This window comes from Ruminococcus sp. Marseille-P328 (genome assembly GCF_964249465.1).
Taxonomy (GTDB): Bacteria; Bacillota; Clostridia; order Lachnospirales; family Lachnospiraceae; genus Blautia_A; species Blautia_A faecis.
On record NZ_CAXUBQ010000003.1, the window covers coordinates 114044 to 129342 of the forward strand.

The 15299-nt window shown below is 41.9% G+C and carries 19 protein-coding genes and 1 pseudogene; 5 read left to right on the forward strand and 15 right to left on the reverse strand.

The genetic code is table 11. The features are described from left to right. Position 1 precedes the first annotated feature (1 nt). From ACESTK_RS03385 to ACESTK_RS03440, 12 genes and pseudogenes are all read right to left on the reverse strand, one after another. Positions 2 to 784: pseudogene (locus ACESTK_RS03385) on the reverse strand (methyltetrahydrofolate cobalamin methyltransferase); the annotation flags it as partial. A 379-nt stretch (positions 785 to 1163) separates the two neighbouring features. After that, positions 1164 to 1700, reverse strand: coding sequence for a DUF2284 domain-containing protein (locus tag ACESTK_RS03390; RefSeq protein ID WP_118577585.1), 537 nt, complete (start codon positions 1698 to 1700; stop codon positions 1164 to 1166). Positions 1701 to 1998: 298 nt separating this feature from the next. After that, a complete protein-coding gene (locus ACESTK_RS03395) occupies positions 1999 to 3192 on the reverse strand; it encodes a site-specific integrase (protein WP_107571888.1) in 1194 nt (397 codons plus the stop codon). Positions 3193 to 3271: 79 nt separating this feature from the next. Next, entirely contained in the window at positions 3272 to 3475 is a 204-nt protein-coding gene (locus tag ACESTK_RS03400) for an excisionase (RefSeq protein ID WP_009905235.1), read from the reverse strand. Between the two features lie 418 nt (positions 3476 to 3893). Then, positions 3894 to 4151, reverse strand: coding sequence for a helix-turn-helix domain-containing protein (locus tag ACESTK_RS03405; RefSeq protein WP_006858660.1), 258 nt, complete (start codon positions 4149 to 4151; stop codon positions 3894 to 3896). Next, the gene (locus ACESTK_RS03410; protein ID WP_015529193.1) at positions 4132 to 4572 is read right to left on the reverse strand and encodes an RNA polymerase sigma factor; all 441 of its coding nucleotides are present in this window, start codon (positions 4570 to 4572) and stop codon (positions 4132 to 4134) included. The genes ACESTK_RS03405 and ACESTK_RS03410 overlap by 20 nt, the downstream gene beginning before the upstream one ends. A 523-nt stretch (positions 4573 to 5095) precedes the next feature. Beyond that, positions 5096 to 5584: a hypothetical protein gene (locus tag ACESTK_RS03415; RefSeq protein WP_015529194.1), complete on the reverse strand. Its 489-nt coding sequence runs from the start codon at positions 5582 to 5584 to the stop codon at positions 5096 to 5098. Positions 5585 to 5586: 2 nt separating this feature from the next. Continuing rightward, positions 5587 to 6639: a sensor histidine kinase gene (locus tag ACESTK_RS03420; RefSeq protein WP_015529195.1), complete on the reverse strand. Its 1053-nt coding sequence runs from the start codon at positions 6637 to 6639 to the stop codon at positions 5587 to 5589. After that, positions 6636 to 7340, reverse strand: a complete 705-nt coding sequence (locus ACESTK_RS03425) for a response regulator transcription factor (protein ID WP_054344404.1) — start codon at positions 7338 to 7340, stop codon at positions 6636 to 6638. Before ACESTK_RS03425 ends, ACESTK_RS03420 begins: the two co-directional genes overlap by 4 nt. Positions 7341 to 7356: 16 nt before the next feature. Beyond that, the gene (locus ACESTK_RS03430; RefSeq protein WP_015529196.1) at positions 7357 to 9507 is read right to left on the reverse strand and encodes an ABC transporter permease; all 2151 of its coding nucleotides are present in this window, start codon (positions 9505 to 9507) and stop codon (positions 7357 to 7359) included. Then, the gene (locus ACESTK_RS03435; RefSeq protein WP_015529197.1) at positions 9497 to 10279 is read right to left on the reverse strand and encodes an ABC transporter ATP-binding protein; all 783 of its coding nucleotides are present in this window, start codon (positions 10277 to 10279) and stop codon (positions 9497 to 9499) included. Before ACESTK_RS03435 ends, ACESTK_RS03430 begins: the two co-directional genes overlap by 11 nt. A gap of 109 nt (positions 10280 to 10388) precedes the next feature. Then, positions 10389 to 10565, reverse strand: coding sequence for a helix-turn-helix domain-containing protein (locus ACESTK_RS03440; protein WP_015529198.1), 177 nt, complete (start codon positions 10563 to 10565; stop codon positions 10389 to 10391). Positions 10566 to 10725: 160 nt separating this feature from the next. Here ACESTK_RS03440 and ACESTK_RS03445 point away from each other — a divergent pair, with 160 nt between their 5' ends. From ACESTK_RS03445 to ACESTK_RS03465, 5 genes are all read left to right on the forward strand, one after another. After that, positions 10726 to 11085, forward strand: a complete 360-nt coding sequence (locus ACESTK_RS03445) for a helix-turn-helix transcriptional regulator (RefSeq protein WP_015529199.1) — start codon at positions 10726 to 10728, stop codon at positions 11083 to 11085. A gap of 243 nt (positions 11086 to 11328) precedes the next feature. Further along, positions 11329 to 11658 carry a plasmid mobilization relaxosome protein MobC gene (gene mobC, locus ACESTK_RS03450; RefSeq protein ID WP_015529200.1) on the forward strand — a complete coding sequence of 110 codons (330 nt, stop codon included), beginning with the start codon at positions 11329 to 11331 and terminating at the stop codon, positions 11656 to 11658. Continuing rightward, positions 11619 to 12968, forward strand: a complete 1350-nt coding sequence (locus ACESTK_RS03455; RefSeq protein ID WP_118427419.1) for a relaxase/mobilization nuclease domain-containing protein — start codon at positions 11619 to 11621, stop codon at positions 12966 to 12968. The genes mobC and ACESTK_RS03455 overlap by 40 nt, the downstream gene beginning before the upstream one ends. Positions 12969 to 13028: 60 nt before the next feature. After that, a complete protein-coding gene (locus tag ACESTK_RS03460) occupies positions 13029 to 13298 on the forward strand; it encodes a helix-turn-helix domain-containing protein (RefSeq protein ID WP_015529202.1) in 270 nt (89 codons plus the stop codon). A gap of 46 nt (positions 13299 to 13344) precedes the next feature. Further along, positions 13345 to 13638, forward strand: coding sequence for a hypothetical protein (locus ACESTK_RS03465; RefSeq protein WP_025579757.1), 294 nt, complete (start codon positions 13345 to 13347; stop codon positions 13636 to 13638). Positions 13639 to 13782: 144 nt separating this feature from the next. Here ACESTK_RS03465 and ACESTK_RS03470 read toward each other — a convergent pair whose 3' ends face one another. The 3 genes from ACESTK_RS03470 to ACESTK_RS03480 are packed head-to-tail and all read right to left on the reverse strand — an operon-like array spanning position 13783 to position 15298. Further along, positions 13783 to 14148: a cysteine-rich VLP domain-containing protein gene (locus ACESTK_RS03470; RefSeq protein ID WP_005933796.1), complete on the reverse strand. Its 366-nt coding sequence runs from the start codon at positions 14146 to 14148 to the stop codon at positions 13783 to 13785. Beyond that, entirely contained in the window at positions 14145 to 14351 is a 207-nt protein-coding gene (locus ACESTK_RS03475; RefSeq protein ID WP_015529203.1) for a transposon-transfer assisting family protein, read from the reverse strand. Before ACESTK_RS03475 ends, ACESTK_RS03470 begins: the two co-directional genes overlap by 4 nt. Before the next feature lie 2 nt (positions 14352 to 14353). Then, complete coding sequence (locus tag ACESTK_RS03480) at positions 14354 to 15298, reverse strand: hypothetical protein (protein WP_015529204.1); 945 nt, start codon at positions 15296 to 15298, stop codon at positions 14354 to 14356. Position 15299 lies beyond the last annotated feature (1 nt).

The window sequence follows — 15299 nt, forward strand, 5'->3', positions numbered from 1 at the left end:
CTTTGTTTCCGAATTTATCAATATACTGCAGGCAGTATTCATCACGCTCCAGAAGTGCGTTTGTTGCATAGATCATACCAATCATGTTTTTGTTGGTCGGATCTACGATGGCACTATCCATACCAGCATTCATAGCAAGAACCATAAATGCCTGGTTAATATTTTTTCTCACCGGAAGTCCGAAGGAAATGTTGGAAAGTCCACTGGTGATATGGATTTCCGGATATTCGTATTTGATTCTTCTGCAGCAGTCTGCAAATACAGTCAGCGCAGTCTGGTCTGTTCCCAGGGTTACAACCAGTGGGTCAATATGTAAACGGCTTGGTGCAATGCCGTACTGTTTCGCTTTTTCCATAATTCCGAAGAAAATTTTCATACGACGCTCTACGGAATCCGGAATTCCATCGTTATCGCAGAGAAGGGCTACGCACTCCCAGTCTGTGTCTGCGATCACTGGAAAAATCGTGTCAATTTTGTCTCCTTCAAGGGAAACAGAGTTAATAAGTCCCGGTCTTTTACAAAATGGAATGGCTGCCACACAGGATCTTGCACTTGGACTGTCCACACAGATTGGTGTATCTGTCACTTCCTGTACAAGGTCGATCATCCATTTCAAGGTTTCTACTTCTACAGCCTCTTCTACTGAGGCACATACGTCCAGAAATGTGGCTCCCGCTTCTGCCTGCATTCTGGCTCTTTCTCTGATCAGGTCCGCATCCTTCTCAGCAATGGCTTTTGCAACTGACGGAATGGATCCGTTCAGCTTCTCACCAATAATAATCATGGCATTTTCCCTCCAATATGAAATTGTAATTGCTACTGTTCACTCCGTGACCAGTAACTTGTAATTTTCTGTCACAATCTTCTCCGCAAGCTGTAACAGTTTCGTTCTCTCCGCTGCAAGTCCTCCGCTAAAAGGACTTGCTTTTTACAAATTCATTTTATATCAATTGGGGGAAATTCCTCTTCTGTTATTTTCTCATTCGATTATACTATCTTACTGTGAATAATTTCACAGCTTAATGCATATGCAGGATTTCAGAGCAAAGCATCGTAAAATACTATATAAACTTTCATTTCTTTGTGCTTACACTCCTTCACTTGACACATATACAACTTTTCTTTGCGAAATATCTAACCACCTGCATTTCATCTTCCCAGTTTCACTTTAATAAATAACAGCTGGTATACGCAATCTTTCCAGGACCATAATAATAGTCAAGGTGGTTTGCCTGACAAACCTGCATGACCAGCATTCCATAGGCTTCCATTGAGGAAAAGGCCTGGTCCGGAAAGCGGCAGGGAGCGTCCGGACAGGTACAGGTTTTGCATTTTGTGCAGCAGCCTGCGCCCATTGGAAGCATATTCGGGTAAAATTTCCGCAGATCTTTTTCCAAGCTGTAAAAGGAGGCTTTGTGCATAGCTTCTGTGCGCATCATACCTTCCCCATCCATGGAATCCTCCAGCTGTCCCACTGTCTGTACCAAGATTCCAAGTTTATACTTTCTTACTCTTTGTTCGCATTCCTCCAGGGTTCCGCAGCCGGGCGGACAGCTCCAGCATTTGTTGTATTTGTGACAGGAATCGGAGGCGCACATCTGGCGTACTTCTGGCTTTAGTTCAATGGTATCGCAGGCCAGGGGTACCACGTTGGTGAAACCGTGGGACAGGCATAGTTGTTTTAAGTCTTTGAAATTCATGTCTCTAATCCTTTTTTAATCATTATTATCCACAGATAACAATATGCAAAAACATTTTATAATTCTCTGTCTTCTATTTTTATATCTTGTTTCTATTTTTTATCTTGCTTCTATTTTTATAAAATCACAAAGTAATTTTTGACTATCTTTTCAAAAGTTCTTATATGCCGGTATAGCCTATTGTTACAGGCTTTTCCGGCATTTTTCGTTATGGAAGATATTCTCAAATCTTCTTATATCCCCGTATGTTTTGATGTTCAAAAGTAGTATGTGGAGTAGTAAATTCTCCGTTTACTACTTATGCAATCAGCCGCTTCATTTCTGTTATCGACGTTTCGGAAGTCGTATGCGCGTAATAGTTCAGTGTCATGTTGATGTTAGAATGTCCCATGATGTACTGTAATGCCTTTGGGTTCATTCCTGCATTTGCTAACGTGGTGCAGAATGTGTGGCGTAAGGTGTGCGGTGTCATTACCTTTGGCAATGCTACCTTTTGCGTTTTGTTGTATTTCCTTACAAGCCCCCGGAACATACTTTCATAGTTGACCGCCACTTTTGGCAAGCCGTTCCGGTTAAGGAACAGAAACTTTGTGTAGCCCTCCAAAATAACAGGCTGTGCATATTTCCGTTTGTTCAGCACCCGCTGAAATGCTTCCAACACTTTTTCACTCATAGGAATAACCCGGTTGCCGCTTTTCGTCTTAGGTGTTTCCACATAGTAGCCCACGTCTGCAATCTTCAAAAGTTGGTGGTCTACATGGATAAGCTGTTTGTCTAAGTCAATGTCAGCTTCCGTCAATCCGCAGAGTTCCGAAATGCGAAGCCCTGTCCCTAACAGTATGATAATCTCGTCGTAGTATTTCTGATAGACTTTATCATGCTGCACAAAGGACAAGAAAGCCGCTTCCTGCGTAGGGGATAGAGGTTCCTTTGGTTCTGTATCATCTTCAAGGACTGTGTTCAACTGGAAATCAAACGGATTTTTACGAATACAATCGTCCTGTATGGCTGTGTAAAAGGCAGCCTTTAAGGAACGCTTGTGGTTGTTGATAGTTTTGAAGCCGTAACCTTTTTCTTTCATGCGTAACGCCCATTCCTTTGCGTCGGAGAGCTTCACATTTTCAATCCGGCAGGCTCCAAGTTTATCCTCCTGCAAAATCCGCATGAGCTGTTTTCGCCCCTGCTTTGTACCATGCCGCACATTTGCCCGGTGGCGTATCTGCTTTGCGTAGAGTTGGCAGACAGTCATTTTCTTTCCGATATGGTCGATACCGTCGTCAAGGTCTTTTTGGATTTCTTTCTCTTTTTCCCTCAACGCTATATCGTCGCGCTTTCCTGCCGGGGTTTTGTCCGTAGGCACTAACTTCCAAGAATAAACAAACTGCGGTTTCCCAAAGGTATCTATATATTTGTAGGCATATCTCCCGTCTTTTCTCTGGCTCTCTCCGGTGCGGAGAATACGATTTTTATTATCCCGTCTTTTTTCCGACATCGTTATGCTCCTTTCCATAATGGAAAGAGCCTTGATATGCTTGACTACATTGTACCACATTCAAGGCTCGATTTCACTATCAGATTGCGTCCACCGTATCAATCATTTTTTCAAACTGCTTCCGCTTAATCTGAATACGGTTTCCGTTCATCATTACCCAGTCCGGGACGGGATTTTCTTCTGCCAGTTTCCGCAGCTTGCTTTCTCCGATACGGAAATATTTTGCCGCTTCTTCTATGGTAAGAGTGTACTTTTCCCAAATCGGCACGTCGTTATTGTTCAATTTGTCGTCCCCCTTTCTTAATGGGTCAAAAGTTAATGTGTAACATAGGCTTTAATCGGACGGCTATTAGCGTAACCTCATGGGACTTGCACCCCTCCGGCGGTCTGCCGAAGCCCTACCCATTGCCTGCGACGCTTCTAACGCTCGGACTATGGCTGTAAGGAAGTATCATTATATATTCTGTGCGTTATCGCCCGCAGGGTGCTATCCCTGCTTTACGGTGTGGTATTTCTCGCTCGCTTTTCGGTTAAGAAAAAGGTCATGGCGTACCCACCGCATGGCTCGGCACAAAAGGAACGTATCCGATTTGCCTTATACTGCGTCGCCGTTCTATTGCGCCGCTTTCTTTGTCAAAGAGCAGAGAGCTGTTCTGCGATATGGAACGGAAAAGGGAGAAGCGTTCCAATACCGCGTTGGTTTATTCAGCCCTAAATGTGAGGATTGCCCTCATCAGTTTTGCTTGCAGCCTTTCGCGTATTTCTTCGTCTACTCCAAAATAAACATTTCCTCGCTCATCATAGAGCTTCCGCATGGAAAGACTTGCTATATAGCCGCTGAAATGCTGCAATACAATCTTCATTGCGTCCGGGTCGCCTTTGCTCGCCGCCAAAATAACGGGATAGGGAACAAGGGCATTTTCCGGGTACTCGGTCGGTTTACCATTCAATCCATTCATCAGCGTTTTCCTCCAAATATTTTTTTAACTGCTCAAAGGAGCTTGTCCGGCGATACTGTACCGTACTTCTTGAGATATTGAGTTGCTTTCCGATTTCTATATCAGTCAATCCCTCAAAGTAATACAGCAGTATAATTTTGCGCCGTTCTTCGGGCAAAGCCCGGATAGCTTCAAGTAGCAGTTTTGGGGTTATTTCTTTTCCTGCCATTTGATAAGACGGCTCTGCTTCTTCGTCTTGAAAATACTTATCGACGGTATAAAGTTGCCGTTCCTCATGCAAGGCAAGGTTGGAAAAAGTAACCTCCCGAACTCTGCGCCGACGAATTTCTTCATGGGCGTTGCACGCTTCGTTGTGCAGCACTGATTTACAGAACTTTTGAAACGCACATTGCTTTTCAAATTCCCTGCGATTAGGTGTCATGGTGTTCACCTCCTTTCTGCCGAAAGGCGGTAGTACCTCCCCTTTTCGCGGGATAATACAGGCGACTTTTTGCTTTGCCAAAAAGAGGACAAAGTTTTTGAAAAAATCTTCTGTAAACGCAAAATACGCCCGCCCGAAAAAACTCGGACAGGCGCAGAGGAATTAAAAGAAGTATTCAGATGATTTGACAATTCATATATATAGCCGCAATAACCCCTTGTAGGAGGCGGGCTTTTTTTGATAAGGTATTCCTTATCTGTATGTATTCATTCTTTCCTTTTTTCACAATGACAACCTCCCAATATACCGCCCCTGCTGATTGCATGGGATAGAGAGTGTCAAAGTGCTTTAAGCAAAAAGAAACGGCGGCTTTTCCATAAGCCACCGTTTCAAAGGCGCGTGAAAATATGTCTGCTTTACGACGGCTTTTTTTCTTTTGCCGTCGCGCGGCAGATTTAGTCTATTTTATATCCATTTGTTATAATATTTGCAATATCTAAATTTATTCTCTGTGGTTATTCAGTCACTTTTTTCGCCTTACCAAAAACAAAACACAAGCAAGAGAAAATACAATACTACATATAATGTACGTCCAATTAAAAAATGAAATATTGATTAAATATTGTGCAGATTGACTTTTAATGAAGTTAACATATGGCATATTGTTACCAATAGTTTCCATAACTTCAACAATGTTTGTCGGACTTAAATTATATAAAAACGAGCCAAACAAATATAATGTGATTTTTTCAACGATAGATGGTAGAAGAATAGCCAATACATAAAACCAAATTTTGTATTGATTACAGGATTTCCATAAATATATTGTTCCTAAAAGATACGGTATAATAGCAAGTAAACCGCCTAAAAGGGGTGTATATAAATGAAAGCCTAAAACAATAAATACAATACGAATTAAAAGGTACACTCCTAAAATAATTATCCAGTTCAGTAACAATACCAAAATAGAATTTTGCTTTTGTCCGTTTGTTACGTTACTCTGTTGTTGCATTTCTACACCTCCCGAAAGAAAGGACGTTCCACTTTTGGAAACGTCAAGGTTACGGTTGTTCCACCATAAGAATTAGTCTGTATTTCCACTTTTATAGTTAGGTCATTAGCCATTTTTTGAACAAGGTATAACCCCATGCCTGTAGAACGGCTTAAATAACTTCCTGTATCGCCGGTAAAACCTTTATCAAAAACAAATGGCAAATCCGATATGGGTATGCTCATTCCATTATCGTTAATAGATAAGATGATTTCTTCACTTTGTGAAGCTTCATTGATTGAGAATTGAAGAAAGGGAGAAGATTTTTTTTCAGCATATTTTACACTATTACTAATAATCTGTCCTAAAATAAACATTAGCCCTTTTTTGTCGGATATAATTTGATATTCATTCCCCAAAAACTCAATAGAAAATCCGGCTTCTTCAAGCAGAGTTACATTATCCTCAACTGCTTCTCGACAAGTCCTAAGAATAGATAGTGGTTCAAAATAATAATCTTTATGGACAGCACCAAGCCGAGAAAAATAAAGGATTTGTTCAACATCTTGCCGCGCATGGTCACGCACGTAAAGCATACGAGTATGCACTAAAGGGGACATTTCGTTTTTTCGATTATCCAATAACAATGTCATAAGCGATAGTGGCTTTTTAATTTCATGCGCCCAATTTTCAATATATTGTTCATAGTCCGAAATCTTTATTTTCTGTTCGTTCACATATTCCTGCTGTGTTCTCAAATGCTGTCCCAATTCACGAACATAGGGACGTAATAACGCGGGTACAATTTCACATAGTAAGTATTCATTAGTATCATCTGGTTCCAATAAAAAACTATGAAAAACAACATCAGCTTTGTTACTTTTTTTGATTGATATAGTAATCGGTATAGTAAGTGCAGCCAATGAAACAAAAATTATCAAGGCAACATAGCTTGTGAAATATTCCGGGTAAGCCAACCAAGCAAGGAATATAAAGAACAAATCCAAACACATAAATGTTATAAACCAAATTCGATTAGAAGAAATAGCAATTAAAAGATTTTTCCATTTATTCATATGTCCACCTGCTCTTTCAAACGGTATCCTTGCCCTCGCACCGTTTCTATACGTTCTTCAAGCCCAAACTCCCGAAGCGTTTTTCGCAGCCGAGTAAAATTTACTTGTAATGCATTTTCGTCTATAAATTCTTCTGTTCCCCATAGTCTAATGCATAATTCTTTTTTAGAAACAATCTTAGGGCTATTTTTCAAGAGAGCAAGTAATATTTTTCCTTCGTTCGGTGGCATAAGGTAAGAGCTATTCCCTACATAAATTGTAAAGGTATTCGGGTCAAGTAAAAAACCACCTCCATCAAGTAACCCTTGCTGTACCTGTTCTTCTTTACGTCGAAGAAGATTTTTAATTCGGGCAAGTAAACGTGACATATTACAAGGTTTTGTTAAATAGTCATCAGCCCCCAAGTCTAATGCGTGCAGTTCGTCCTGCAATTTATCTCTTGCAGTCAATACGAGTACCGTACCAATCTGTTTAGCTTTCAACTCTTTACATATTTCAAAACCCGAACGAAAGGGAAGATTGATGTCAAGCAAAATTAAGTCGGGAAAATATGCTGCTATTTCTGATACTGCGTTTTCAAAATCCGATAATCCAATCGTATCATATCCCGATTTTTCTAATAAGTTCAACAGTTCTTCTCGCATATAAACATCATCTTCAACCACAACTATCTTTGCCAATATGTCCGCCTCCTTTCCCATAATATTTATAAGCCTGTTAAGAATTGGGCTTGTAATTGAGCTTTCCTATTTCACGATTAGCTGTTCGAGCAACAGCCACACCGTAAATTACCATAACAAGAACAACAATAACAGCCATAGCAATTAAAAGAGGATAGGACTGTTCAAGGTGTGCCGCTCCTGAATATAAATATAGCTGCATGGCATATATCCCTACTGCTCCGCTGATACACGCTAATATAAGAGGAAGCAGGAAATACCATAATACTTGTTGGTTGATAGAACGCTTAATTTGTTCACGTCGTGCTCCTAAAATAGAGAGTGTTAGATACCTTGATTTTGTAGTTTGCATTTGCGTCAAGAATTGCAGGGCAAGTAATGCACACGCAATAATCAAAAACATAAATCCCATGTATAGTGTTGTATAACTTCCGGAAATAACATAAAATAATTGTCGCCCAAAATTATTAAGATAGCTTTCGTAATATAGACCAGATGGTTTTAACAAATCACGAGCTTCCATAATCGGTAACATTAAACCTTTTGTTTCAACAAGTTCATTAGGAATACAAAAGTTCCAATAAACCATACAAGTGTCTGAATTTACAAATTCTGAATATATCTCATCTGAAACAATCAATGCAGTTATAATCTTGATATTTTCATCTGCGGTCAACCCTTTCATCGGTACGGAGGGAACAAGATAAAATGGTCTTTCGTTGATAGAAAGCGACGCTTCATTATTCGCCTGTGCGTCTGCTGCAATTTGATTTAACAGTGTAACCGTTTCATCTTGAGCATTACCTAAAAAATCTGGGTTGAGATAATAGACAACTTCATTGTTCCCAAGGCTAATCTGTTCTTCTCCCGCGGCATCCAATAACCGATTATAGGAAGATACAGGAAGCAAATAAGGAGAAGAACTACCAGTATCAATAAGACCTAAAAGGTTTAAGGCAGCAGGTTGGTCGGAGCCAAAACTATACATACCATCTTCTTGTGTGGCAGGGTCTACTACATCTTGAGGTAAATGCTGCACGATTTGTTTCCTAAATTTCGACCAATCAACAGGAGAACTTATCCCATCCGAAGCAGTGGATTTTATATTTCCTATTTCCATACGGTTCAGATTTGATACATAAGGACGAATTTGTTCGTTGGAAAGATACTTCTCAACAATTTGGTCGTTGCCCATTACAGTAAAGTCATAAACAGAAGTACCTCGTGTCAATTCACTTCCATATGACATTATGCGCACTGAGCCGTCGGTAATTAACATAATAGTAAGCATCATCAGAATGGACGCTACGCTGATTGAAATATATTTATTAACGACATTTTCATGCAACTGCCGTAAAGTAAATACATAAAGTCCTCTTGTGGCTTTGTGTTTTATAGAAGCTGCCCATATACTCAAAATTCTTGCAAGTCCTCGAATAAATAGAATTGTTCCGATAATTCCAAGTAAAACGGCAATAAGCAGCATTGCCCCACTCGCAGCCATAAAATGCTCTACAACAATCCAGTACGCGACAAGCAAAATTACGGTGCCTATAGCAAACGATACGAAACTTACATATGGATTCCCTGTGCGTTGCTTTTTCGCCATCTCTCCATAAACAAGTTGATGTAGCTCTTTACGGAACAGCTTTCCGCATAGAACAAACAATGCTACAAACTGAATAATCAAGAAGCCTAACGATGTGAAAATAGCGGCACTTACAGAAAAACTTAATTGGTGTGTAATGATACCATGCCCTACTAAACGCGCGGTTGTAAGACTTATAGCTTCGGATAAAAAGCCACCGCATACAAGCCCTCCTAAAAGAGCTAAAAACGACGTGATTAGCCCCTCTGTCATTATTTGAATAAATAATTTAATCTTTGTCATTCCAAACATCAAATAAAGCCCCAGTTCTCGACTACGACATTCAAGTTGATATTTGTTTGCAAATACTACGAGAAAGAACACAAATAATAAAGCACAAAGATAAACCGTCGGTAAAAGATTAGTAAGCAACCGTTCTACTGCGTCGCTCTCAATTTCACTTAAAAAACGTATTACGTCCTGTTGTCCAAGAGAAAGCACTATATAAAACATTGCTACGGCTGTTATCATTGTCAGAAAATAAATTAGGTTTTCGCTACGGCTCCGTTTGGCGTTTCGCCATGTGAGATTAAAGAACATTTGCACTTCCTCCCCCCATTTGAGCCATCACTTGTAAAATACGTGCATAAAAATCTTCCTGTGTTTCATTTGGAATTTTACGACGTAACTCATGGAAAATAACACCGTCTTGAATGAACAAAATACGAGAACAGAAACTCGCGGCGTTAGGGTCATGCGTGACCATTAGGATTGTGCGTCCACGCCTAAGATTGATTTCCTGTAACTTCTCCATGAGTAAACGTGCTGATTTTGTATCTAATGCACCTGTAGGTTCATCAGCCAAAATAATATCGGGGTCAGAAATCAAACTACGTGCAGCAGCTACGCGTTGTTTTTGACCGCCCGACATTTGTGACGGAAATTTAGAAAGAACGTCTGTAATTCCAAGAAAATCTGCTATATCTTTTAGCTTTTTTTCCGCTGTAACAATGTCAATATTATGAATTGATAAAGGCAATATAATATTTTCTTTACCAGTTAGATTATCAAGTAAAGCAAAATCTTGAAATAGATAACCAATCTTGTTGCCACGATATTCAGCCAACTTCGTGCCATCAAAAGAGCTTATATTGGCACCTGAAAGTAAAATTTGACCTGAAGTTGGTTTAATTACCGTCGCAATACAATTTAATAATGTAGTTTTACCGGAACCACTTGCACCCATAATACCCAAATATTCACCATTGAGAACATTAAATGAAATCCCATTTAGAGCCTTTGTGGGGACACCATCTTTTGTGTAAACTTTATGCAAGTCGCACACTTCCAAGAGTTTTTCTGTATAATTCATTTTTACACCTCGCCTTGTGGATTGTTGATTGTTTACCAGTTATAATTTTACTGCGTAATAACTCAATGTAACACTTACATTTGATGTAAGGTTTTACGTAAGGAATTATCTATTTTTTATTCCCTTTCCTACGTCCATCAGTAGGCTTCTCTGCCGCTTTGGGTATCAACCACATATAACCGATTTTTGAAACTCCCGGTATTCTGTTCTGTTTACAAAGTATCTGTACTCGCCGTTCAGAAATGCCCCATTTTTCCGCTGCTTCTGGACAAGACATATATTCCATAGTTCAACCGCCCTTTCCTCAAACTTTATCAATATAATTATAATCGGATAACCGAATAATAGCAAGTGTATGATATGCTCTATTTCTATCCATACTATGATGTGTGTAATCATATCTCGAAAGAGAGATGAAATATACAATGTAGTTGGGTGAAATGATTATGAAGCAGAACAAAGAAAAGTTTGATTTTAAGGCTTTCGGACAGGCTATAAAAGCGGCAAGAAAAGCAAAGGGGATTTCCCGCAATCAGTTAGCGGATAAGCTGAACATTGCGCCGCGATATATCGCGTCCATTGAGAACAGCGGACAGCACCCAAGTTTGCAGATTTTGTATGAGCTTGTAACCTTGCTTGACGTATCGGTAGACCAGTTCTTTTTCCCGGAACGGGAACAGGAAAAGTCCACCCGCCGCCGTCAGCTTGATACCATGCTCGACGGCATGAGCGAAAAGGATTTGAAAATCCTGTCTGCTACCGCAAAAGGGATTGAGGAAGCCAACAACGAAACAACGGGGGAATAAAGTTCCCTCGTTTCTTCATAGAGAAAGCAGTTTGAAACGTCGCAGTTTGCGACGTTTTTCTTTTGTCCTGCTTTGGCAAAATCAAATTTTCCATGTAGTAGGGATAAAGGGAGAAAGTTTCTTAGCAAGCATAGGAAAAGAGTACCCTTTTCCGTATTTTCGCCCTCCCGCCCTGCGGTGCGTCGGTTAAAAATTGCTTGTTGGGAAGTGTCCCAAACCCTCGGAATGGAAAGGAACGATTGCATGAACGGACGCAAAAGAAAAGTACAAATCAAATTCTATGTAACAGAGGAAGAACGGGCATTGATTGAACAGAAAATGAAGCTCGTCCCTACCCAAAATATGGCGGCGTATCTTCGCAAGATTGCCATTGACGGGTATATCATTCAGACAGACCATAGCGACATAAAAGCCATGACAGCGGAGATACAGAAAATCGGGGTCAACGTCAATCAGATTGCAAAGCGTGTCAATGCGACAGGCAGCGTCTACCAAGAGGACATAGAGGAAATAAAGGGGGTGCTTGCGGAGATATGGCGGTTACAAAGATTAAGCCTATTAAAAGCACGTTGAGCAAAGCCCTTGGTTATATCCAAAACCCGGATAAGACAGACGGGAAAACGCTTGTGTCCTCCTTTGGGTGCAGCTATGAAACGGCAGATATTGAGTTTGAATATACTTTGTCGCAGGCTCGGCAGAAAGGGAACAACTTAGCCTTTCATCTGATACAATCGTTTGAACCGGGAGAGGTGGACTGTGAGAAAGCCCACACAATCGGAAAACAGCTTGCCGACGCGGTAACAAAGGGACAGCATGAATACGTCTTGACTACCCACATAGACAAAGGGCATATCCATAACCATATCATTTTTTGTGCGGTCAACTTTGTTGACTACCATAAGTACAATTCCAATAGGCGCAGTTACTACGGCATACGGAACATAAGTGATAAGCTGTGCAGGGAAAACGGGCTGTCCGTTGTCATTCCGGGTAAAGGCAGTAAGGGAAAAAGCTATGCAGAATATCAAGCGGAAAAGACGGGAACAAGTTGGAAAGGCAAGCTAAAAATTGCCGTTGATACACTTATCCCCCAAGTAGCAAGTTTTGAAGAATTATTGCAGCGGTTACAGGCGGCGGGCTATGAGATAAAACCGGGAAAATATATCTCCTGCCGCGCTCCCGGACAGGAACGCTTTACCCGCTTAAAAACCCTCGGTGCAGATTATACAGAGGAAGCAATCAAAGAACGGATTGCAGGCAAGCGCACAAAGGCAGCGAAAGCTCCCAAAGAGCAGCGCGGCGTATCGCTGCTTATCGACATTGAAAGTAGTATCAAGGCACAAGAGAGCCGGGGCTATGAACAGTGGGCGAAAATCCATAATCTGAAACTGGCTGCAAAAACTATGAATTTCTTGACAGAACACAAGATTGAGCAGTACGCGGATTTAGTCAGCCGGATTGAAGAAATAAATGCGGAAAATGAAAAGACAGCAGACGCATTAAAGAGCGTGGAGAAACGTCTTGCAGACATGGCGGTGCTGATGAAGCACGTTACCACCTACCAAAAAACAAAAACCGTCTATGAAGCATACCGCAGGGCAAAGGATAAGGACACATACCGGGCAAAGCAGGAAAGCAGTCTGATACTCCATGAAGCGGCGGCAAAGGCATTGAAAGCGGCGGGCGTTACCAAGCTCCCCAATCTTGCCGCCATGCAGGAAGAATACGGGAAGCTCCAAGCGCAGAAAGAAGCCCTTTACACTGATTATGGCAAGCTGAAAAAACAGGTCAAGGAATACGACGTTATCAAACAGAACATAGACAGTATTTTAAGACTGGAAAAAGAACCGGAACGGGGCAGGGAAACCGAACGCTTACAGTAGAAATATCTATAAAAGCGTGGTAGGATAAAGGTATTCCAATATAGACAGGAGCGTGAAAACATGGCAGACCAAACGATACCCGATTATGAAACCATAAGCGCCGCCGTTACCGGAGAAACATGGGCGGTGGAAAAGGTGCTTATGTGCTACAAGGACGAAATCGACAGGCAGGCAACTGTAAAGAAACGTCAGCCGGACGGAACATTCAAACTGGAAATTGATGAAGATATGCGCCAGTATATCACAATGAAGCTGATAGAAGCCCTCCCCCAGTTTCCCCTTGAAGAAATGGAAAGAGAGGAAAAAAGAAATCGGGACAAAAAATCATAAAAAGGTAGACGGGAAGCTGCTGCGGACAGATAAGCAGTTCCGGCATTTGAAGCAACGGCAGAAAGAAACTATCAGTACATGGCTTTATGAGGAATACCGCCGTCTTTGGATAGAAAAGGGACAGGAGCCGCATAAGTACAACAACCGGGAAATCGTTGCCGCTGTTATGGAACGGATAGAAGCTGCGGGGATATGGCTGCCGGAACAGGAAGTAACAAAATATTTTTACCGCAGGAAAACCCATTACCGGAACCGGATAGAAAAAGAATTACAGCCGAAGCCGGAAATGCAGGATAAAGACAGTCAGACACAAAAAGAACAGGGCGCAGGAAGCCAGTAATGACCTCCCGCACCCTGTTCTTTTATAGGTACTGATTTTAAAATGTTACGCAGTAGAACCCCCATTTTAAGGGAAAAGGTATTCTGTATCGCCTATGCCAGTTTCACGTCATTTATGCCCTGTAAATCAAGGCTTTTTTTGCCCTTATCGCGTAACCGCCGCACGCCGTTTCCTCATGCGCTCGGCTGCCTGTCTGCGGGTAATCCGCTTCCGGCAGTCCGGGCAGTATTTGACGCTGTTCGATTTTGATACAAAGAACGTGCCGCACTCGGTACAACGCTTTTTGTCCTCTGTCTTGAAAAGCTCTGCATACAGTAGCTTATCAAGAGGAAGTACGGCAATTTGAAACCACTTGCATAAAAGCGAACAGGAAATGAGCTGCGGGCAGACACATTCCTCCCCGTCGTCCAGTAAGATACAGTGTCCGCGCTCGCAGTTGCAGCACTCCTTTTTTACAAGGCTGTTGACTTTTCGGCTCTGTGGCGGCGTAAGCCGCTTACCCCCGGTCATACTTCATCAGCGGCGAAAATGGCAAGCTCCGCATACTCGTTTTCTGTTAGCGGGGAAATTTTCTGTAAGGTGCGTTCTGCAAAGGGGCGCATATCCTCGTCCATGAACGGCAGCGCAGCCGTCATATTTTCCATAAGCTGTGCTTTGCTTCCCTCATGGTAAATACTCAACAGGTTCATTTCTTCAACGGTCAGTCTAATCATGCTCATACCTCCAATTCGTGATGTTTTGATTTTGCTGTCTTTTTCGGGACTTTTGGGGATTTTTCTGTTTGTAACTGCGCCCGGACAGAGGGAGGGGACTGTTTCATCTCTTTCTTCCTCTCGCTTTTATCTATCAGCGCATAAACGCCATGCCTGCCCTCCAACGTAGATAAGGAAAGGCTTTTGTAAGGGAGCATGGAAAGCAGCCGTTCCATATCCTTATCCGTTGCCAGTGGAACAAAGTAGGGAGAAAGTTCTACCGCACAATGGGTCTTTTCGGGGCTGTCCGGTTCTCCAAGCCCTTTTACATTTTCCACAATCCGGCGGGCTTCTATTTCAATCTGTCTATCATGCAGGGCGGCGATATGTAACTGAAAATCCCTCTGCGTATGAGGTGTTCGTTTTTTCTGCTGTTCCCTCAAAAGGCTTTTTAAGGCTTCCGGGTCGTTTGGCTGTGCTTCAAAACGTATAAACTTTCCAAGTTGCGGGTCAGTGTCCCCGTCAAAATATTGTCCGGCAGGCTTTGTCAGCTCCCCATGCTCATAAATCAGCGTGTAGTTGTCGGCAGGGATTGATTTTTCGATTACTTCCCGGAAATGCTGCAAATAATCCAGTTCATAAAGATTGCCCTTGATTTTTTCCTGCTCTGTGCCTGTCAGTTCCACCGCATAGGCAAGGATAGTATCGCGGGTCTGTTCCCCGTAAAACCGCCATGTATTATGCTGCCTTGTGTCCTTTAGAAAAACGTCCCGTTCCCGGAAGCAGCACGTCCCGGACGGGCGGGAAAACCACAAAAGCCGTTTGTCCTCCGGGATAAGGCTTACCGCCGCTTTCCGCAAAATCTGTTTGTCTATGTCAAAATCGCTCTGATAAAAAGCGGTGTTCTGTTTCATTATGGCTTCAAGGGAAGCAATAACGTCCACATTTTCAAATTTTTGTAACTTCATA